Consider the following 21,980-nt stretch of genomic DNA (forward strand, 5'->3'; position numbering starts at 1 on the left):
GCTATAAACCATCCATAGTATCAGCAAGTGGCTGGATAAAAACACACAGAAGCAATAAAACTCCAATAATCAAATAGCATATAAATTTTAAGCTCTTAGGTGTTGGTATTAAAACTCGTTTCAAACTTTTATCCACCTCAAAAAAGTACATAGACTTAACTATTTTCAGGTAATAATAAGCCGCTATAACACTTGTGCCAATAGCTATAAATGCTAGAGTAAATTGCTTCTCTATAATAGCCTGATAGAAAACGCTGTATTTCGCAAGAAATCCTGCCAGTGGTGGAATGCCTATCATAGAGAACATGATAATCGCAATCCCAGCAGCTAACGCCTTACGAGTAGAAGCAAGGCCTTTAATATCATCAAAAGTTGCCGAATCTGATTTTTTACCCAGCAGAGTAATTAGGCAGGCAAAAAAGCCAGTGACAGAAGCAGCATAAATAATCATATATAGTAATGCTACCCTATCACCGTGAGGAGTATGAAAAGAAATAGCCATTAAAACATAGCCAATATTTAGAATAGTGCTGTAACCCATTAGCCTTTTGAGGGAGGTTTGTCTAATAGCACCAGCTGCCCCAATAAGCATGGACAAAATCGCAGTGATTTTTATTAGATCAACTGAAATTTGCTTATAATCTCCAATTACCATAGTCATTATATTTAATAACACCACCACATTACCAATTTTTGTGGCAGCAGAGAAATAGGTAATTGAAGGAATGGGAGAGCCTTCATATACATCTAGCGTCCAACTATGCAAAGGAGCAGCTGATAATTTAAATAAGATACCACTTAAAAAAAGCACTAAGCCCACTATTAAACCAATATTTGGCTGCGGTGAATGATTCAATTTCTGAAAAATATTACTATAATCTAAACTACCGCCAAATCCATAAATAAAGGAAATGCCAAATAACGTTAGGCAGCTAATCAAAGACCCAAGGATAAAATATTTTAACGCTCCTTCTGATGCTTTAATATTATTCAGATCAAAGCCAGCTAATACATAGGCTACCAGTGCCTGTAACTCCATAGCAACAAATAAAAGTAAAAAATTACGGGCTGATATAGTAATAAAAACACCAACAGTAGAAAGTAGCACTAAGGTTATAAATTCTGTTTTAAACTCCTCCTTAGTGATTTTACAATATGCCTGATAAATCATTATGGTCATTATTGAAAATAATAAAACAAAGAATTTAAAACCAACAGTAAAATGATTAACGACAAAAGAATTATGAAAAGCTATTACATCATTATCTGAAACTTGTAAAGCAAGATACTGCAACTGTTGAAAGGCAACAATAAGTAATATTGCCGATAGTAATATCTGAGTATTGCTAATGGTTTTAGTTTTTGTACTAAATAACACTGCATATGTCTGAGTAAATAAAGCTAGTAAGGTCAGCATTATCTCAGGTAAAATAATTACAAATTGTTTAAGAATTGGATCTGTCATATTGCAAGTTTCTAAGTTTTTATATAAATGCTAATATATACTATAAAATCGCTAGCACTAAGTACGAATAGTAAAAAATATTCAATTAACCTCAGTTCGATATAAGAATTATTAATTCTTATATCGAACTGGCTTTGTTATAAGGAAAAATGCACTCTTGAAGCGGTTCTGTGAGTGCATTTTAACTTTTTTCATCATTCAATATGTGATTTTAATAATTAAAATCACATATTGAATGGAGTGTTATATTTTAACAATCAGGTGTAGAACCGCTTCAAACCTGATTGTTTCTATATATAACACGAAAGTTCGATGTAACAAGTTACATCGAATTCAGGTTCAATTATATTTATCAAGTACCATAGCCATAATCTTACTAGCTATAGGAGCTGCTGCCCTACCCCCACCTCCACCATGATCTACAAAAACTAAAATAGAGTAACGAGGTTGTAGGTAAGGAGCAAACCCAGCGAATATAGCGTGGTTACGCCTTTCCCAAGCAATTGACTCTCTATTTAAATCATCATTGATATTAGCCTTTGATTGCACTTGTGCCGTACCTGTTTTACCAGCTAATTGATGCCCTTCTGTCAGAATTCTACTATAATAGGCAGTCCCACCTTGCGTATTAACTGCTCTATACATACCTTCTTTTAAAATATCTAGATATTGTTGATTTATATTAACCTGATCAAATACTGACCCATCTTTTACTGATATATCTTTAGCAATTTTAGGATTATACAATTTCCCATTACTGGCAATTGCCGTTACAAATCTAGCTAACTGGATTGGAGTAGCTGATAAGAATCCCTGCCCTATCGATAAATTAAGAGTATCACCAATCGTCCATTTAGAGTTAAATTTTTTCATTTTCCACTCTGCTGAAGGGATAAAACCTGATGCTTCTCCGGTTAAATCAATGCCAGTTTTTGTACCGAAACCAAAATTTCTTGCCATATCTAATATTCTTTTATGACCTGTTAAGCGAGCTATTTCATACATATACGAATTACAAGAATGTTTGATAGCATTATACATATCAACGATGCCATGACCATGACGATTCCAGCACCTAGCACTATTATTACCTAATACTGAAGCACCAGTACAATTAACAGTTTGAGTTGGTTTAATGCCATTCTCTAATCCGGCTAAAATTGTAATAATTTTAAAAATAGATCCAGGTGGGTAAGTACTTTGTATGGTCTTATTAATCAACGGCTTATAGGGATCATTGACTAAACTTTGCCAGTAATCTTGGGATAATTTTATAAAATTATTGGCCTCAAATACTGGTAACATAGCCAGCACTAGCACATTACCATTATTGCTATCGATAACTATTGCAGAGCAACCTTGTTTATTTAAGTATGGCTGCACTCTTTGTTGTAGTTCCACGTCAATATTTAGATGTAAGTCCTCACCTTGCTGGCTTTGAATATTGGTGATTTCTCTTACTTGTTTGCCCAAAGCATTTACTTCTATCTGCTTATAACCAAATTTGCCACGTAACTTGTCTTCATAATATTTTTCTACACCAAATTTTCCAATATTAAAATCCCCTAAATTGTTAATTTGTAAATCTTGTTTTTCTTGCTCATTAATCTGTCCAGTGTATCCTATCACATGACAAGTCGCTTCTGAAAAATGGTAAAATCTTGCATAACCAGCATCTACAAAAATAGAACTTAAATTTAACTTTTGTTCTTCAATAAGTGACATTTGTTGCCAGCTAAGATTATCTAGTATAACTAAAGGAATATGTTTATTGGCTTTCTTTATTTTTTGCTTAATGTAATTTTGTTTTTCCTCGGATAATTCTAGGATATTGGCAACTAGAGCTAATTCATTTTTGTAATCATTGCCATCATGTATGTCAAGTAACAACCTAAAACAAGTTTGGTTTGTAGCCATAATGTTACCGCTGATATCATAAATTTGCCCTCTAAAAGGTGGAATTAGAATAAAACTTATACGATTTTTATCAGATAAAGTACGATATTTATCATTTTCAAGCAACTCCATAAAAAACATTCTTCCAGCCAATAACGAAAGCAATGTCAGTTTTCCTGAACCTATGAGAAAAGCCCTTCTTGATATTAACTGGCTATATAATATTTTACTATTTAGCATGTTTTCTAAAATATTCTAATGCTTTATCAAGTGGAATTCGTAGCAAATTATATGAGAATATAGTAGTTAGATACTGCATTAACATCATAAAATACCCCTCCGAAGATAAGCCTTTGCTTAAAATTAGCAAATATCTAAAATGTAATATAAAGAAATAATAAAAACAAAAGACGATAAAATTTGTTAAATAACTTCTAAGTACAAAAAATTTTCCTGTGAATTCTAAAATTATGTGAGCAATTATCAGAACCAAAGAATTTGTACCAATTGGCATGGAATATAACTGGTCAAAAATTATTCCTGCTAAAAATATTAGCCAGAAACCAATATGATAAAATGTGGAAAAATAGTAGAGTAAACTAACTTCAAAAGCTGGGAAAATAATAGATTCTCCATTAATTCTAAAATTTTCTAACGGAAAAATTAATAATAACAAACAGAATTCTGATAATATTATTTTACCAAATATTTGTGATAAATTGCCAAAAAACTTCATACTAATTTCAGTTCTTTAATTACTGATGAAATAATCGGTAATGTTAGATCATATTTTCTTATGAGATCCAATACCAGTTTAGCAGATTCTCGACCCTCCACTAAGTATAAATGTTCATTTAAAAATTTATTAACATCTAAATGTTTCCCTAATTCATAACCAAATCTACTATTTCGTGATTCTTTAGAGTAACAAGTTAGCACCAAATCCCCTAATACGCCTGGAGCATATAAAATAGAGCTATCCCCTAGTTCTCCGTCAATGGCCTCAGATAAAATTCTTATTTCTTGAAGCCCCCCCGTTATCAGACCTGCTTTAGCATTCTGTCCATAACCTTTTGCCTCATACCAACCACTTTTTATTGCTACAATATTTTTAACAGCAGATGCCACTTGCATTGCTACCACATAGTCAGTTACAGTAACCTTAAATTGCTGTGATATTAAACTAATTGCCAATCTTCTTGCAAGATCAATGTCTACAGAAGCAATAGTTACCGAACTTAATAAATTTTGGGCAACTTCTTTAGCTAAGTTAGGTCCAGCAATAAACGCCAATGGATTATTTGGTAATATCTTTTTTACTTTATCGGATAGTAGTTCTGTAGGATCTCTAGAAAAGCCCTTAGTTGCAACTAATAACGCCACATCCTTAGATATCCCAGTATCTTTTAATATATTCAGAGTATCATGAAAAGCAAAAGATGGTACAGCAATAATTATTACTTCTTGATCTAAAATAGCTGCCAACTCACTATAAGGCACTATATTACTTGGTAATGTAATATCGCTACCCAAATATTTGCTATTGGTTTTATTATTTTTTATTTCTTCAACAATATTATTATCACGTAAAAATATTGGAGCATTATCGTAACATCTTGCCACTTGACAGGCTAGTGCAGTTCCCCAACTACCGCCACCATAAACAGCAATATTTTTAAACTTGTTCATACCAAAATTTCCAATCCAATATAGTGTGTCATCCTCGAGTACTATGTCATCAACTATGATTTTTAAAAAATTAAAAAAAAGTTTAAAATAAAAAACCAAATTGGTTTAGAGAAATAACAAAAAATCTCTAGCTTAACATTCACAGTAAACCACGACTTGATAAAAATTTAAATAAATATAGGTTTAAATTTTTATCAAGTCTTTGCCGATTTTAAATAATAATCTCTAACCCTTGCATTAGCAATGACAATAATTTTACGCATTAAAGCAGTAATGGCAACTATAGGCTTTTTACCTCTAGCAATTAGCTCTCTATAATATTCACCTAACTTGCTCTTTGATTTAGCTGCTGCCATTGCTGCAGTAAATAATTTGGTTCGTACATTTTGTCTACCACCACTAACTGAACGATACCCTTTATATTGTCCACTATCCTTAGGATGTGGGGCTACTCCGACTAAACTAGCTATTTGCCTCCGATCAACCTTACCAATCTCTGGTAAAAATGCTAATAAAACTTTACTAACAACCTTACCAATACCGGTTACTGTCTCCAATACCTCAAGCTGTTCTACAGTCTTTTCATCGGTTGTTAACTCGGCTATCTCTTCTTCTAATTTCTTTATAGCTTTGGATAAACATAACAATAAATCTTCTATACTATCTTTTATCATATCATTATTAGGTCCTGCCATCCTATTTTTCTCTTGAGTCTGCAATTTTACTAAATCATCACGACGAGATAAAAATATTTTTAGCTTGCTCATCTTTTGATCAGGTTTTTGTTGTAAAGATAATTCCTTATGCCTTTCTTGTCCATATTTTACTAAAGCTTGAGCATCTACAGAATCAGTTTTAGCACGAGTACCAAGTGATCTTATAAAGTACTTTACTTTTTGGGCATGTGCTCTATGAACAGCACATTTTTTGCTTAATAAAAAATTTACTAATTCAGTTTCATATCCACCTGTAGTCTCTAATACTATTAGGGAGTCAGTCAAAAAACTTTTATATTGCTTAAAAAATTCCTTAAATCCAATAGTGTTATTAGAAAAAGTCATAATTTTATTATTATTAGATATTGCTACTGCAAAAGTTGATTTTGCTATATCAATACCAATAAAATTGTTATATAATTTATCCGTTGGGGTCATAAAATCCTCGACATATTTACGATTGTAAGCGGGCGTTTCAGCCCAATGAACTATTTAAACGTTCGAGCTTATTAAGTAAGTGGTCTCTTGATGACAATGTTTGTATAAACTCACCCCTGACGAGCACCACTTACTTTTTTCATTATATCATAGTTTTATCTTACAACCCCTGCTTTGGTGCGGGATCTAGAATATCTAAAGCACCTTCCTGTCTATTTCTTTAGATTCCTGCTTTCGCAGGAATGACATCGTTTCATCGTATATGTACAACCCCTGCGAAAGCAGGGGTCTAAAAATAGCTAAGAAGACTATTTAAACTTTTCTTAGATCCCAGCTTTCGCTGGGATGACATAATGGCAACATGTGCGAATCCATGATATTTTCAAAAAACAATTCTTCAACGCAGAAGAGTATACCTTACTCTGTTGAATCTGGAAGTCTGTTCTTCAGTATAAAAGGTAGTTGTAGTAAAAAGAAAATGATCGTTACAGGTATTGCTCCAAATATTTTAAATATAACCCATGTAGATTCTGCAAAATTACGCCATATTATTTCATTTAACACTGCCATGAACAGTAAAAAAGCAGCAGATCTATAGCTTAAAATATTCCAGCTCTTATCTTCAAGTTGGACAAAATGATTAAACATATATTTCAAAAAGGTCTTATTTCTTACAGCACTGATAAAAAATGTACTAGCAAAAATTACATATAGAATAGTTGGTTTGATTTTGATATACATAGAGTTACCACTAATCAAAACTATACTAGCTGAAACTAACAACACTCCAGAAGATATTAAGGAGGATTTGGAAACTTTGCCTTCTATAAGATAACACAGACTAACACAAATAATTGAAGTAATAAGTATATATAACGTCGCACTTTGTATACTACCACCATAAAAATAGCCAATAAAAAAAGCTATAAGCGGAGCAACTTCTGATAAAAAATTAATCATAAATAATTTTATTTCTCTGTTACTACTTTTGTGTGTCTGATTTTTATTTGTATTAAGATATTAATTAAACCTAGAGTACAAATATAAAAAACAACTTGTAATCCGTTAGGTCTAGCAATATATCCAGTAATCATTTTTAGGAATTTACCATAGATACTTCTGTCAGAAATGAGCCAAGAGCTATCCCAAAGCTGGTCGGATAAAATAGTAATAATCCCTGAAGAACTCAATATACCAGCAGCTTCTGCTGCAAAGCCACTAGCAACAAGCATTAATAAAATGGAAGATATGCGAAATATATATTGTTGGTTTACTATTTTTATTAAACCTAAATAGATAATGACACCCAAGGTTAGACCACTGACCATACCAATAATTAATCCTAGTAGATAGCTATTACTGTCAATAATTTCGACTGAAGAAATACTATAAACTAATATAATAATTTCCATTCCTTCTCGAAGAATAGTTGCCGCAACAATCAGTACTAGCATTATATAACTACTATCGCCGCTACTAATTTTTACAGATAAATCATTAAGATTTTGTTTTATCTTAATACCATAACCTTGCATCCATACTATAGTCCAACCAATTAATCCAACTGTTAACAAAATAATTCCAGAGTTAAATATCTCATCACCTAGGCCACTAAATGCTACGGTTATACTACGAGTAAAGAAAGCGAATAACGCAGCAGAAACTGTACCAAGCATGACTCCAGCAATTATATAAATTCTAGATTTTTCTAATTGTTTTGTCACAGCAAGTATTACACCAAGCAACAAAGCTATTTCTAGGCATTCCCTGAATACCACTAATGCTATTTTAAACATCTAAACCTAAATAAATTTAATTAACAATGAGAGACCCTTGTGCTGTCTCTTGATGAAAGTCTCCAAAAAAATCATATTTACCCGGGGCTAAAGGGGCAAGAATGATATTTATAGAGTCATTTGGCATAATAATCTTTTCGCGGTGCAGATCATGACTCTCAAACTCTTCTACTGTACTATCTTGGTTGTGGATAGTAAAACGAATCTTCTTACCACTTTCTACTCTAATAATATTTGGCTCAAATCTATGATTTTTTATAACCGTTACAATTTCTACTATATTAGTATCTACATCATCCTTAGATGTGCTTCTATGATTAATTGCAAAAATTATTACACCTACCAATAGAATAATACCTCCAAAAAATTGAAGGATAGTTTTTTTTTCCATAGTTCTAACTTGAAAGCTTTATTAAAGTTACAAAATACACCAATACAATCATAGCTACAAGCACATATAACAGAGTATAGTTTTTTTGTTTTTTATGGTTCTTCATTTTTTTGGGTAAATTCATAAGCACCCTCCCTATATTATACAATATATTAGATTTCCACTAAGTCATCAAGGATCAAATATTTTAACATTTAACAATACGTTGTTTCTCCTCTAGCCAACTCTGATAGTTTGTACAGGTAATTATAAATGATCACCAATAAAAAGACAATCATAATCACTGGAGCTTCTAGCCCAGGGCGATTTAAAAGTCGCAACTAAAGATTAAATATCTGTTGGAGTTATAATCTAATATTAGCTTGGGTTTAGAAGGGAAAGTGATAGAATTGTAGTAAGAATATTTGGTATAAGCTTGAAAAGTTTGGATAATATTTTGCCGTTGTAATGATTATATTGCAAGGATTGTAGCCTGAACGTTAATTATTTCTGGCTAATATGTAGAACGATTAAAAATTTTTAAAAAATTAGATGAAAGTAAAGAAAAATCTAGAATATAATAGATGATAATAGTATAAGTACTCCGTTAAAGATTTTTCAACTATAAATAACGGAGCATTATGAGTATATCTTTATCTCTAGAAAAAGTCAAAGATTTTAGAAAAGCTCGTGGTAAGAGATATAGTGCAGCGAGTGTTATAAAACTTATAGTAGTAGGTTTATTAAGTAATAGAAATAATTTAAAATCTATTTCTAGATTTGCTAAAAGTTTTAGCCCAAAAGAATTGGTAATGTTAGGTTTTAATAGGAATAAAGCACTTTGCTATAGTAATTTAACACTAATTATCCGTAAAATTTCTCCAGAGAGTTTAAGGGAAGTGATATTAGAACTAATCCAATATATATGCCAAGTTAAGAACATAGGTTATGATGTTATTCATATTGATGGAAAAACCCTGTGTGGTAGCAATAGCCATGGGAAAGAAGAGCAAAGGCAAATTTTGACTGGGTTTAGTAGCCAGCTTAAAGCTATTACTGGCTTTATAGAAATAGAAAATAAAAACGAGTATGGTTCTATGCTAGAGTTTTTATCAGAATACGATATTAAGGGAAAAATTGTGACAGCAGATGCATCATTTTGTCATGAAGATATATGTGAAGAAGTTGTTAAACAAGAAGGAGAATTTGCTTTTACTCTGAAAAGTAATGAACCTAATTTGCATTATTATAGCAGCAAAGTTTTTGATGAAATAGCAGAAAAAGGGCAAGAAGTCAGGAGTTTTGAAGAAAATACCGATTTACAACATGGGAGAATAGAGAGAAGAAAAATTGAGGTAATTGATATGCCATTTGAATATCTGAACGGCTTTCGGCACATCAAACAAATATGTAAAATTAGCCGAGAGCGAGATAAGAAAAATAAAACTAATAGCTATGAACAAGAGAATGTGTTTATGATAACAAGTCTCGGAAGCGAGTTTAATCCAAAGAGCTTGCTAAAGTTCAATAAGAATCATTGGTCATGTGAGAATAATTTAAATTGGGTCAAAGATACAGTTTTTGGGGAAGATAAGTCAACTATAAGTATAGGAAAGGCTCCCTTGGTAATGTCATTACTCCGGACAATAACTATTTCTGTAATAACTTTATTTTCAAACAAAATTACTGAAACCAGAGAAAATTTTAATAATTATAGACACAAACTATTTAAGGTTATGACAACTTAAAGTTGCGACTTTTAAATCGCCCTGCTTCTAGCCAGGGTAATTAGCTATTGACAAAATGATAAAATCTTGTATACAGAGTATCTGTATAATGGGTAAAGTTTAATTGGCGACCAAGTAAATACATAGTGTCTATAAGTTCAAATCTTCTACAATTTTTTATGCTAGACAATGTTGCTAAGATTTTTTTAAGTTTTAGTCATGATATAGTCATTATCCCACTACTTATACTAGGCTATATTTGGTTAGAGCAAAAAGTGTTTTTTAATGCAATATGTTTAATATTAGTAAGTATGTTATTTAATTTTGCTCTAAAAATTATATTTCAAGTACCACTATCCGCTCATATTGGTAAACAAGGTTTTGCTTTTCCAAGTGGTCATATGCAGTCTTCAGTTGTTTTGTATGGTTGGCTGATGACAAAAACACAAAGCCGTATATGTAAAATTCTGATAACTGGCTTGCTATTTGGCATAGGAATGAGTTTAGTCTATTTTGGCTATCATAATTATTTTGATATTCTAGGAGCCATATTTTTTGGTTCTTTATTAATAGCCTTTTATACATTTCTTGCAAGTACAAAACAGCAAATATTGCCACCAGTTTTATTGACTTTTACTACATTTTTGATGTTGTACATTGCATCTATACATAAGGTAGAAGAACATCTATATATGGCATATTACGCTCTTATTGGAGTAATATTTTCTGAGAACATTTTTACAAAAAAAATAATAATTATAAATCTACGAAGCAAAATATCAGCAACAATACTGTGTTTTTTCATGCTCTTTATAGTCAAAATACTTTTTACAGTTGGTTATATCTCCTCTTTACCATTAGCTATCAGGCAAATACAATGGGCTATAATCGGATTTTGTATCCCAGCATCAGTTTTTATTGCAAACTATATCAATCATTATAAGAGTTCTTTTCATGATAGATCCTAGTTGGATTGTAGAAACAAGAACAGATTTTCTAACAACCATATTTAAGTTATTTCCATTTTTTGCTAGTGATTACTTTTACATTACCCTTACTGCTTTAGGATATTGGTTAAATCCATCGGCATTATTATTTAGATCATTAGGATTTCTAATACCTTTTTGTACTTTACTTAATTGCTTGTTAAAGAATTTATTTAAAATATCGCGCCCTGATATATCTTTACATTTAATATCTGTGTATGATCCTTTTGGCTTTCCTAGTGGTGATGTTCAAGTGGCAACCACTTTTTGGCTAGCAATCTTTTTAAGTCTTAAAAATAGTCCTTTCAAGTATTTATGCTTACTGCCAATAATTGGTATTGGTCTTTCAAGAGTATATCTTGGTGTTCATAGTATATATGATGTAATTGGTGGTTTGATATTTGGATTTTGTGTTTTCCATATATGGAAAACATATTTAGAAAGAGCATTGCTTGTAGAAGTGTTTCAACATAGTTGCAAAAAATTTTGGTTTTTACTTGCTATAATAATTTCACTATACACCATAGTGTCTCAATCTTTACCATGGCCACCTATGATACCGATGGCAATAGGAGCTCTCATTGGCTTTGGGTTATCCTTACGATGGATAGAAAATCAGGCAATTGATCGTCTACAGCACAAAATTAGTATTCCAACCGCTCTAATATCCCTAGCCATTTTAATTGGCATAGCAAAATTCATACCTACTGTAAAAATAAACATTTTTATTTTCTATTGTAGTATTATATTAAAATATAGTGTTCTTGTTTTTGGAATTTTTATATTAATTCCTAGTACTATCTCTAAGATCACCCGATCTAATAAAATTGATATATTATAAAATACCCCAATTCGGGATAAGAATTGACAAATTCTTATCCCGAGTTCGCGTAAAATGCAATAAATTATCCGTTATTTAGATACTAAGGCAGCATATGGCAAGACCAGATTTCATCAATTCAGACAATATTATAAAAGAAATTATTAGAGTGAATCATGCTGGAGAATATGGGGCTAAACGAATTTATCAAGGGCAATTAAATTATTGCAAAAACCACGAAGCTTCCTCTACAATAAAACATATGATGCAGCAAGAAGAAGTACATTTGAGCTACTTTACTAATTTGTTATTACAACGTAATGTTAGACCAACTATTTTGATACCATTTTGGCATATTATTGGCTATATACTTGGTAGTGGATCGATATTGATAGGAACAAAAACTGCCATGCTATTAACGCAAGGTGTAGAAGAAGTGATTGAACAACATTATCAAAAACAAATAGATTATCTCGAATTGTATAATTTAGAGAAAGAATTAGTAGATAGCATAAAACAATTTCAGGCTGAAGAAATTGAACATAAAGATATAGCTCTAGTACAAGGTAGCAGTAAGGTAGTATTTGCTTCCTTAATCAATAAAGTTATTAAATTAATGTGTAATATGGCTATTAATGTGAGTAAAAAAGTTTAACTCGATAATCAAGTTTTTATTGAATTATATAATTCAGGACAGTTTAAAAGTCATGAAAAGAAGCTGAGAAGATGTCATTCCTGCGTAGGCAGGAATCTAAGAAAAATAGACCAAGAAGGTGTGTTAGACTTTTTTAGACCCCTGCTTTCGCAGGGGTGACATCGAAGGGGAATCAGGGTAACCCCATAACAGGAATGATACTGATAACTTGTTACATCGAATTAAAATAGCAAAAATCTTAACAAGTGCCAATTCTTTAAAGCAGAAGAGTATATATTGATGAAATATTTTGTAACATAATGTAACTTGCATGTAATTGTTTAAGGCATTAGAATAAGTTGAATTTCTAAAATGTTAGTAAAATTAACCAATGCAAGTATCAATACTAAACCCAGTAAGTTGTTATGGTGTGGGCGTTCATTCCGGTAATATTACTCAGATGACTTTAAGACCAGCTGTAGAAAATACCGGTATTGTTTTTGTCAGAACTGATGTAAGGCAAGAGATAAATTTTATTCAAGCTAGTTGTTTAAATGTTTCAGAAACTTCTTTATCTACTACCATAAAAAATGAACATAATATTTATGTTTCAACTATAGAACATTTAATGGCAGCTCTTTGGGGATGTGGAATCGATAATTTAATAATTGAAATCGATGGTTCTGAAGTCCCGATAATGGATGGTAGCAGTAAACCATTCGTCTTTATGATAGAATGTGCTGGTAGACAATTACAAAATGCTCCAAAGAAATACCTAAAAATCTTAAAAGAAATTAGGGCAATTCACAAAGATTGTGAGTTAGTGTGTAGCCCTGCTCATAGCATGACGGTTGATATAACAATAGATTTTGCTAGTAAGGCTATTGGCAAGCAAAATTTAGTCTTCTCAGAAAATGAGTCTTTCAAAAGTAATATTGCTGATGCTAGAACTTTTGGATTTGTCCATGAACTTGAATATTTAAAAAGTAAGGGCTTAGCACGGGGGGCATCTCTCGATAACGCTATAGGGATAGATCAAGATATTATAATAAACCACGATGGACTAAGATATACTGATGAATTCGTGCGTCACAAACTTCTCGACCTGTTCGGAGATTTATATACTACAGGAGGTCATCTAATAGCTGACATCACGGGTTATAAAACTAGTCATGCTCTGAATAACCAATTCTTACGACAAGTATTTAGTGATCGCAGCTCCTATCAATGGGTTAGTGCTAGAGAAATTTAGGTTATAGGTTTTGTCGCATTTGTAAATCGTGATCTAGCGAAAATCGTAAAACCTCAGGTTTTAGACATTATGATGCCATGAGCATAACAAAATTCTTAAAAGTAGAAATATTACTACCGCTCTTATCTATCGCTAGTTTGTTAGGACGCCCATTATGCTTAAAAGCTTTACGGAAGAATGCCTTTGCAGATAAATAAGTCATGTATGGAACTCCTGTAAAATGCAAGAAAAAAAATAACGTCAATAGCAAAAAAGCAAATGCATACATGTATCCGACTTATAACAAAGTAAATTTTTTTAATAATTTAGCTACATGTAATTTATCCTCTTTGGTATGTTTTTTTATTCTTAAAATAATTTATCACTTTTTCACTCATAGCGTAAGTTTTGTTATCTAAAACAAGAGGCTGGTATATCATAGTTAGAGTATTACACAAACATATGTGCTATAAGCTTCATAACTTTCCAAACCTCAAATAAAATCATTCCAAAAAAAATATGTCATCTTTTTTACAGTATTATATATAATGCAACCTAATTTATTTTTGTTAAGTAAAAAACGTGAAAAAAAAGCTTTTTATTAAAACTTATGGATGTCAAATGAATGTATATGACTCCATCAAGATGCAGGATTTGCTAGAGCCATTCGGTTATCAGTCAACTGATTCTATGCATCAAGCTGATATGATTATTTTAAATACTTGTCATATTAGGGAGAAAGCTGCAGAAAGAATGTATTCCGAGCTTGGTCGTATCAAACAAATTAAAGATGATAGAAAGTCAAAGGGAGAAGGTAATGTAATCGTTACTGTTGCTGGATGTGTTGCACAAGCTGAAGGTGATGAAATTTTTAGAAGAGCTAGTTATGTAGATATAGTAGTAGGACCACAATCTTACTACGATTTACCAGAGTTGATAGCAAAGATTGCTAGACATGAAAAACATGTAATTAAATTAGATTTTGTTGAAGAAGATAAATTTGATAAGCTGCCTGAACAGTCTAATATACAAGGAGTAAGTAGCCTTATTTCAGTTCAGGAAGGTTGTGACAAATTTTGTACTTTCTGTGTTGTGCCTTATACTCGGGGTGCAGAATTCTCAAGGAATCTAGAACAAATATACAGAGAAATTATAAAATCCGTTTCAAACGGAGCAAAAGAAGTAATCTTGCTAGGTCAGAATGTTAATGCTTATCATGGAAAAACTATTGAAGACAAAGAGTGTAGTTTAGCAGATCTAATCAGCTACGTAGCAGAAATACCAAATCTTGAGCGTATTAGATACGTTACTTCTCATCCTATTGATATGACAGAAGATTTAATTCTGTTACATGGGTCTGAACCAAAATTAATGCCGTTTTTACACTTGCCAGTACAGTCAGGTTCTAATAAAATTTTAAAATCAATGAATCGTAGACATAACAGAGATTATTATTTCGATATTATTAATCGTTTAAGAAATGCGAGAAGAGATATAGTCTTTTCATCTGACTTTATTGTAGGATTCCCCGGAGAAACGGATGAAGACTTTGCTGATACTTTAGATCTAGTAAAGAAGGTTGGTTATGGTCAGTGTTATTCTTTTAAATATAGTCCAAGACCTGGTACACCTGCTGCGGTTAAAGAGCAAGTGCCTGAACATATCAAATCTAGGCGTTTAGCAATTTTACAGCAAGAAATATCTCGCCAACAATTATTGTTTAATGAAAGTTGTATTGGCAAAATAATGCCAGTATTGTTTGATCGTGACGGTAAATTGGACAATCAACTGATAGGGAAAACATGTTATATGCAGTCGGTACATGTAATAAACCCTGCAAGAGATTTGTTCGGTCAGATTATCGATGTAAAAATTATCAAGGCTGGGGCAAGTAGTTTGAGCGGAGAAATGGTGCTGTGATCCAATTTACCCCAATTCGGGATAAGAATTAGCTTTAATATAAGGAAAAATACATTCTTAAAGCGGTTTTGCGAATGTATTTTAAACTCGATAATCAAGTTTTTATTGAGTTATAGTGAAACACATTGAATTAGATGAGTTTATATGATATAAATAAGAGAAAAAATGTCAACAAGCCCATATAGTCGAGATTTAAGAGAAAAAGTAATAAATTATATAGAAAAAGGTAATAGTCAAAGATCTGCTGCTAAGATATTTGATATACACGAGAATACAATTAGTCGTTGGAAGGTAAGGAAGAAAAAAGAAGGAACAATATTAGCAAAAGTAAGATTAGGATTTAAAAGTAAAGTTGACAAGCAACAATTAGAAGATTTTGTCAAAAATAATTCAAATATTACGCTAAAAGATATTGGTAAGAAATTTGGGATTACAGGCACTCAAGTTGGAAGAATATTAAAGAAGTTAGGCTATAGTTATAAAAAAAAACCTTTAGCTATTTGGAAGCAAGTGCAGAGAAACGATCTGAATATTTAGAAAAGGTCAGTAAATATGACAAAGAGCAAATAGTATATCTTGATGAAAGTGGTATAGATAGGACTATTTGCCAAGATAGAGGTTGGGGTAAGATAGGAGAATTGTTGCTAGGACAAAAAAGTGGTAAACAGTATCAAAGAACTAATATCATAGCTGGTTTGGTAAATAATAAGCCGATAGCCCCTTTTGTGTTTAATGGAACTTGTAATACAGAACTATTTAATAATTGGGTTGAGAAGTTTTTAATTAAAGAATTAAAAGCAGGACAGGTTGTAGTACTGGATAATGCTAGTTTCCATAAATCAAAGAAGACGAAAGAATTAATAGAATCAGTAGGTTGTAAGGTTATTTTTTTACCCCCATATTCACCAGACTTAAATCCAATAGAAAAATTTTGGGCTAATATGAAAAAATGGATTAAAAATAAGATAACAGAAACTAGTAAATTATTCGAAGCTATTTCTATGTTCTTTGTCACCTAATTCAATGTATTTTACTATATATAATTCAGGACAGTTTAAAAATCATGAAAAGAAGCCGAGAAGATGTCATTCCCGCGTAGGCTTTGTTGCGTGGATCACTAGTATGTCATTCCCGCTTCGGTCAGGAATCTACCGTCTTGCTAGTCAAGAAAAAAAGTAGATTATTATTCATAAATTTTATTATTTTTTACCATAGAATTTAAACAAATAATTATTTTACGCATAACGGTTACTAAAGCGACCTTTGCTTTTTTACCAGCATTAGTCATACGTTCATATAATGCCTTCATTTTGTCATTATGACGCATCGCTACTAAAGCAGCCATATACAAGCTTTTTCGAACAAAAAACCTGCCCCCTCTAATATGAGCCCCATTAGTTTTTTGACCGCTTTGGCTTGTTTTTGGGGCGAGTCCAACTAAGCTTGCAATTTCCTTATTGCTCAGCACACCAAGCTCTGGCAGTTCTATTAGCAAAACACTAGCTGTTTTTTCACCTATACCTTTATAGCTTATGAGTAAATCATTTTTTGCCTTTAAACTCTTATCTTCCTTTATAGCAGCCTTTATATCTTTTCTAATTTCCTCAAGCTGTTTTTTGCCACACTTTATCATTTTTTCGAGATATTTCTTAGCCTTCTCGGATGCAACTTTTGTTCTGCATTGATTAGCATGTATATCTTCTTCTATATTACGTTCTATGCTCCTTAGAGATTGTAATTCTTCTTGTATAACAGAAATTATTTGGTCTCCTTTCTCATCATTAGCAATAAAAGCTGCATATTTCTCAAGTAATAACGCATCCAATTTATCAGTTTTAGCAAAATGGTTACAGACCTTAGCAAAAGCGTGAACTCTATTAGGATGAGCTCTATGCACAGCAAGCCCGGCTTGTTGCAACATCCTCATAACCAAACGTTCATAACCGCCAGTAGATTCCAAAACAGTAAGCACAATATTTCGAGAAGCTATTTCTGATTTTATAAAATCAGAAATAGCTTTATCTGTATTTTTAATCTTACAATGAATATTGTTCATAGATATATCAAGCGTATTTTTTGAAACATCTATTCCCATAAATATCTTGCTTTTTTCAGTCATTTGCTTTACCTATAATTAGTGGTTGTTTTGCAAAGTTTTGATACATGATTGTAAATTCGATCTCTAAAGGATCATCCTACCGTTCGTATTATACTTTGCGATTCAAGGAAGGAGTGCACCAAGATTCCCTCGGTCTTTAAAGACCAATCTAAATTAAACGGCGTCACTCCTTCCGACCATATTAACTCCATATTGAGCTAATATTCAAGATACAATCTAAAAAAATAGCCTAAAAGACTATTAAACATTATTAGATCCCAGCTTTCGCTGGGATGACATCGTTTTGACATTAGTACTACAACTGTAGCACTAAATAGCGTAGTTAATAATGGGAAATGGTATTACATATAGGTGTCGCTCCATCGCTCCTGCTGCCCAATTCTCCTGAATTGACTATAGACAAAAAGCTGGTAGCAGAAATATTATCTAAGATAAAACTTTTACTTAAATAAATGTGAGAAACACTTTGTCAAAAATGCTCAAATTTTTTTATATATCTTTTAAATTATTTATAATATCAGGCATAATAGCTCTTAGTGCTTGTATATATTTGTTGTATCATTACTCTAAAGATCTACCTGATTATTCTCAACTTGCCGATTATCATCCACCATCGGTAACAAGAGTTTATGCACAAAATGGAAAATTAATGGAGGAATATGCTTTGGAACGTAGAGTTTTTGTACCTATTAGTAGTGTACCACGCTCTCTTATAGAAGCGTTTATTTCAGCAGAAGATAAGAATTTTTTTGAACATCCAGGAGTTGATTTTATAAGTATAATCAGAGCAGCCATATTCAATATCTCTAATATTTTGCATCATCGTAGAGTAGAAGGAGGGTCAACTATTACTCAACAAGTAGTCAAGAATTTTTTATTAACCTCTGAAGTATCAATAGAACGTAAGATCAAAGAGGCAATTTTATCCTATAGGATATCAAAAACCTTTACTAAAGATCAAATTTTGGAGTTATATCTTAATCAAACATTTTTTGGTAGGGGAGCTTATGGAGTTGCTATGGCTGCTCAGAATTATTTTAATAAGTCTATTGAAGATTTAACTGTTGCTGAATCAGCTTTTATCGCTGGTCTACCAAAAGCACCATCAAATTTTAATCCGGAGAGAAATTATGCTAGGGTGAAAGATCGTAGAGATTATGTTATTATGAGAATGTTGGAAGATGGTTATATAACGCAAGAAACAGCAAAAGAAGCAATAGATAGCCCTATTACTTTGCAAAAGCGGGATCGTAATGAAACCGTTACAGCCGGTTATTATGCTGAGCAAGTACGGGAAGAAGTCATTAGTAAAATTGGCAATAAAGAATATTTCTATACTGGAGGGTTAACGGTCATTACTTCACTTGATGCTGGTTATCAGCAAGCTGCAGAAAATGCTCTTAGGCAAGGCATAAGAGCATATGACAGGAAGCATGGTTTTAGAGGAGTCATAACTAATATTGATTTAAATAACTGGCAAGATAATTTAAATAAAGTAGCAAAGCCTCCAGCTATTTTAGAATATCAATTAGCTGTTGTGTTAAATGTTTCGGATAATCAAGCAGAAATTGGTCTTTGTGACTTGAGTCAGTCAAAAATAGTTTTATCAGAAATGAAGTGGGCAAAAAATGATCTTAAATCAGTAAAAACTCTTTTAAAGAAAGGTGACGTTGTAGTAGTCGAAAAAGTAAATGCTAATTACGGATTAAGGCAAATTCCTACCGTTAATGGTGCGATTATAGTGATGAATCCTACAACAGGTCAGGTACTTGCCAGCGTTGGTGGATATGATTTCACAGTTAGTAAATTTGATCGTGCTACTCAGGCACTGCGACAACCAGGGTCACTCAGTAAAACTTTTGTTTATCTTGCTGCTTTAGAAAACGCAATCCAGCCAAATAGAATCTTTGAAGATGGTCCAGTAGAGATTCCGCAAGGTCCTGGCATGCCAGTTTGGCGACCAAAAAATTATAAAGGGAATTTTCTAGGTTCAATTACTATGCGTATAGGGCTTGAGAAATCACGAAACCTTGTTACTGTTAGGGTAGCACAAGCTATAGGACTAAGCAAAGTTGCTGAGATAATCAAGCGATTTGGTATTAATAATGAGCCGAAGAGATTTTATTCTATGGTACTTGGTTCGCTCGAAACCACACTAGAAAAAATGACCAATGCTTATGCAATAATTGCTAATTCAGGAAAAAAAGTTACGCCGCATTTCGTAGAGCTAATTAAAGATCGTAATGGTAAAATAATTTATCGTAGAGATAATAGAGAATGTAAAAATTGTAATGTATCTGACTCCCAGCTTACTGATAACTTATCACTCCCTATCCTACCTCAACCTGACTATCGGATGATTACCGATGAAGCAAGTGATTATCAGATTATCTCATTTCTCACTGGAGCAGTTGAAAGAGGTACGGCAACCACTGCAAAAAAACTTGCTAAGGTTATAGCTGGCAAAAGTGGTACTACCAACGATAGTATGGATACTTGGTTTATTGGTTTTACTCCAAAAATAGTTGTCGGAACATATATTGGTTATGATACGCCAAAAACACTAGGAAAAACTGCAACAGGGTCAAGTGTTGCCTTGCCTATATTTATTGATTTTATGGAGAAGGCTTATTCTGATATTCCATCACTGGCATTTAAAGTACCAGAATCAATTAGATTGTTACCAATAAATCCAACAACTGGTAAAGTTACTTCTTCTAGTAGTATTATGGAAGCATTCAAAATTCATGATATACCAGTATTAGATTATCAAGAAAAAAACCAAGGTCAAGATAATGATGCTTTCCATAATATTCCTCCCGAAAAAGATACTTCTCAGGAAATATATTAAGCTCGAGTATTGATGTAATACCATTTCCCATTATTAACTACGCTATTTAGCACTACAGTTGTAGTACTAATGTCAAAACGATGTCATCCCAGCGAAAGCTGGGATCTAATAATGTTTAATAGTCTTTTAGGCTATTTTTTTAGATTCCGCACCGAAGCGGGAATGACAGCTCTGGGTAGTAACTACAACTGTAGTATTAGCGTAGTTAATAATGGGAAATGGTATTACATCAATATTTGAGGTTATATTAAGCTTAAATATCATGAAAAGGTAATAGTTCAGGTTCATTTTTAAGATTTTTAATCTTTTCCGGTAAGTCTAAATAAACGGCTATAGCTAAAAATAGCCCTAAATATTGTTTAGGATTCACTAAAATTGCTAGATCTTCGTAAATTCTTGAAGGGGTTACAGAGGAGAATTGTTTATATAATTCTACAATCTCAAAAGAAGGGTTATGTGCGAAGGCAGCTTTTAATATTTCAATGTTTTTATTATTCCAGCTAGAAGAATTTAGAGGTAGATAAAGATTTAATGCGAAGGTATGTGAAGGTATAAGTTTAATAGCTGATTCTAAATAATGTATAGCATCTTTTTCTTCATTAGCTTCCAGCATATTTTTGGCAGCGTCAACATAGTAATCAGCAATTTTGTTCTTTATAGAGTCTAGTTTTTGTGCGTCAACTCTGCTAAGTTTAGACACCACAAAGATAAATTTTGTCCACAGAGAAAGTTTAGCATAACAATCAAGTAAAATTTCTAAAGTTTCACTATCAAATTCATTTAGGTTAAATGATCTAACAGCATAATTCTCAGCTGTTTCATACATATTATTTTGATAAAATATTTGTGCAAGTCTTTTGGTAACAAAGGCACTATAATGTTTAGATTGCTCTAATTCCTGAAAATATTTTATTCTTATTGAAGGATCTAATTCTGCTTCTGCTAAAAGTAAAGTATGAAATACCTTGTTTTCTTCACTTAAACGGTAAGCTATTTTTTGGATCAAAGCTACTGACTTTGATTTTTCACCAGCAATATATTCTGCCATAGCCTTCATCAGTAGGTAATTGTCAGTAGTGGCTCTTTTGGAAAAGAAAAGATCTTTTAAATTAGTAGGTAGGTCAATAATTAGAAATATTATTTTAAAAAAAATAGCACTAAAAAGTGTAAATAATATATATAAAATAATGAAAGTAAAAAAGGAGGTTTCTATATAATAATCATATAAATTTAAGGTTAATGTTGAGTCAAGCTGATTTAAGACAGAAAAGCCTAAATATAATAACAAAAATGTAATACAAATTATTAATAATCTTATCATT

20 protein-coding genes are annotated in these 21,980 nt (G+C 32.1%); 9 read left to right on the top strand and 11 right to left on the bottom strand.

Annotated features, from left to right (window positions below):
* Position 1: 1 nt before the first annotated feature.
* The 8 genes from nuoN to AAGD29_RS08665 all read right to left on the bottom strand — a co-directional run bounded on the left by nuoN (position 2) and on the right by AAGD29_RS08665 (position 8,391).
* Positions 2 to 1,465 (bottom strand): NADH-quinone oxidoreductase subunit NuoN, encoded by a 1,464-nt coding sequence (nuoN, locus tag AAGD29_RS08630; RefSeq protein WP_341757824.1) that lies wholly within the window; start codon positions 1,463 to 1,465, stop codon positions 2 to 4.
* 339 nt (positions 1,466 to 1,804) lie between these two features.
* Complete coding sequence (gene mrdA / locus AAGD29_RS08635; protein WP_341757825.1) at positions 1,805 to 3,601, bottom strand: penicillin-binding protein 2; 1,797 nt, start codon at positions 3,599 to 3,601, stop codon at positions 1,805 to 1,807.
* On the bottom strand, positions 3,591 to 4,097 hold the full coding sequence (locus tag AAGD29_RS08640) for a hypothetical protein (protein ID WP_341757826.1): 507 nt from the start codon (positions 4,095 to 4,097) through the stop codon (positions 3,591 to 3,593). The genes mrdA and AAGD29_RS08640 overlap by 11 nt, the downstream gene beginning before the upstream one ends.
* Positions 4,094 to 5,050, bottom strand: a complete 957-nt coding sequence (locus AAGD29_RS08645; protein WP_341757827.1) for an NAD(P)H-dependent glycerol-3-phosphate dehydrogenase — start codon at positions 5,048 to 5,050, stop codon at positions 4,094 to 4,096. The genes AAGD29_RS08640 and AAGD29_RS08645 overlap by 4 nt, the downstream gene beginning before the upstream one ends.
* A 194-nt stretch (positions 5,051 to 5,244) precedes the next feature.
* Entirely contained in the window at positions 5,245 to 6,204 is a 960-nt protein-coding gene (locus AAGD29_RS08650; protein ID WP_341757783.1) for an IS110 family transposase, read from the bottom strand.
* Positions 6,205 to 6,621: 417 nt separating this feature from the next.
* Complete coding sequence (locus tag AAGD29_RS08655; RefSeq protein ID WP_341757828.1) at positions 6,622 to 7,164, bottom strand: septation protein A; 543 nt, start codon at positions 7,162 to 7,164, stop codon at positions 6,622 to 6,624.
* 8 nt (positions 7,165 to 7,172) lie between these two features.
* On the bottom strand, positions 7,173 to 8,000 hold the full coding sequence (locus AAGD29_RS08660; RefSeq protein ID WP_341757829.1) for an FTR1 family protein: 828 nt from the start codon (positions 7,998 to 8,000) through the stop codon (positions 7,173 to 7,175).
* 16 nt (positions 8,001 to 8,016) lie between these two features.
* Positions 8,017 to 8,391 carry a cupredoxin domain-containing protein gene (locus AAGD29_RS08665; RefSeq protein WP_341757830.1) on the bottom strand — a complete coding sequence of 125 codons (375 nt, stop codon included), beginning with the start codon at positions 8,389 to 8,391 and terminating at the stop codon, positions 8,017 to 8,019.
* Positions 8,392 to 9,011: 620 nt separating this feature from the next.
* On the opposite strand from AAGD29_RS08665, the gene AAGD29_RS08670 reads away from it, so the two are divergent.
* From AAGD29_RS08670 to lpxC, 5 genes are all read left to right on the top strand, one after another.
* Entirely contained in the window at positions 9,012 to 10,118 is a 1,107-nt protein-coding gene (locus tag AAGD29_RS08670; RefSeq protein ID WP_341757404.1) for an ISAs1 family transposase, read from the top strand.
* Between the two features lie 158 nt (positions 10,119 to 10,276).
* Positions 10,277 to 11,065 (top strand): phosphatase PAP2 family protein, encoded by a 789-nt coding sequence (locus AAGD29_RS08675; RefSeq protein WP_341757831.1) that lies wholly within the window; start codon positions 10,277 to 10,279, stop codon positions 11,063 to 11,065.
* A complete protein-coding gene (locus AAGD29_RS08680) occupies positions 11,052 to 11,924 on the top strand; it encodes a phosphatase PAP2 family protein (RefSeq protein WP_341757832.1) in 873 nt (290 codons plus the stop codon). Before AAGD29_RS08675 ends, AAGD29_RS08680 begins: the two co-directional genes overlap by 14 nt.
* Positions 11,925 to 12,018: 94 nt before the next feature.
* The gene (locus AAGD29_RS08685; RefSeq protein WP_341757833.1) at positions 12,019 to 12,558 is read left to right on the top strand and encodes a demethoxyubiquinone hydroxylase family protein; all 540 of its coding nucleotides are present in this window, start codon (positions 12,019 to 12,021) and stop codon (positions 12,556 to 12,558) included.
* Between the two features lie 370 nt (positions 12,559 to 12,928).
* A complete protein-coding gene (lpxC, locus tag AAGD29_RS08690; RefSeq protein WP_341757834.1) occupies positions 12,929 to 13,789 on the top strand; it encodes a UDP-3-O-acyl-N-acetylglucosamine deacetylase in 861 nt (286 codons plus the stop codon).
* 67 nt (positions 13,790 to 13,856) lie between these two features.
* Here lpxC and AAGD29_RS08695 read toward each other — a convergent pair whose 3' ends face one another.
* On the bottom strand, positions 13,857 to 13,991 hold the full coding sequence (locus AAGD29_RS08695) for a DDE-type integrase/transposase/recombinase (RefSeq protein ID WP_341757835.1): 135 nt from the start codon (positions 13,989 to 13,991) through the stop codon (positions 13,857 to 13,859).
* A gap of 359 nt (positions 13,992 to 14,350) precedes the next feature.
* Between AAGD29_RS08695 and miaB the strand changes: the two genes are divergently transcribed.
* The 3 genes from miaB (at position 14,351) to AAGD29_RS08710 (ending at position 16,707) form a co-directional block, all read left to right on the top strand.
* Positions 14,351 to 15,688 (top strand): tRNA (N6-isopentenyl adenosine(37)-C2)-methylthiotransferase MiaB, encoded by a 1,338-nt coding sequence (gene miaB, locus AAGD29_RS08700; RefSeq protein WP_341757836.1) that lies wholly within the window; start codon positions 14,351 to 14,353, stop codon positions 15,686 to 15,688.
* 165 nt (positions 15,689 to 15,853) lie between these two features.
* A complete protein-coding gene (locus AAGD29_RS08705) occupies positions 15,854 to 16,225 on the top strand; it encodes an IS630 transposase-related protein (protein WP_341757490.1) in 372 nt (123 codons plus the stop codon).
* Positions 16,189 to 16,707 (top strand): IS630 family transposase, encoded by a 519-nt coding sequence (locus AAGD29_RS08710; RefSeq protein WP_341757328.1) that lies wholly within the window; start codon positions 16,189 to 16,191, stop codon positions 16,705 to 16,707. Before AAGD29_RS08705 ends, AAGD29_RS08710 begins: the two co-directional genes overlap by 37 nt.
* 164 nt (positions 16,708 to 16,871) lie before the next feature.
* On the opposite strand, the gene AAGD29_RS08715 is transcribed toward AAGD29_RS08710, so the two are convergent.
* Positions 16,872 to 17,807: an IS110 family transposase gene (locus AAGD29_RS08715; protein WP_341757706.1), complete on the bottom strand. Its 936-nt coding sequence runs from the start codon at positions 17,805 to 17,807 to the stop codon at positions 16,872 to 16,874.
* 475 nt (positions 17,808 to 18,282) lie between these two features.
* On the opposite strand from AAGD29_RS08715, the gene AAGD29_RS08720 reads away from it, so the two are divergent.
* Positions 18,283 to 20,658, top strand: coding sequence for a penicillin-binding protein 1A (locus tag AAGD29_RS08720; protein WP_341757837.1), 2,376 nt, complete (start codon positions 18,283 to 18,285; stop codon positions 20,656 to 20,658).
* A 253-nt stretch (positions 20,659 to 20,911) separates the two neighbouring features.
* On the opposite strand, the gene AAGD29_RS08725 is transcribed toward AAGD29_RS08720, so the two are convergent.
* Positions 20,912 to 21,979 (bottom strand): tetratricopeptide repeat protein, encoded by a 1,068-nt coding sequence (locus AAGD29_RS08725; RefSeq protein WP_341757838.1) that lies wholly within the window; start codon positions 21,977 to 21,979, stop codon positions 20,912 to 20,914.
* Position 21,980: the final 1 nt, after the last annotated feature.

Origin of the sequence: Candidatus Tisiphia endosymbiont of Ditula angustiorana (assembly GCF_964026425.1) — a bacterium.
Taxonomy (GTDB): domain Bacteria; phylum Pseudomonadota; class Alphaproteobacteria; order Rickettsiales; family Rickettsiaceae; genus Tisiphia.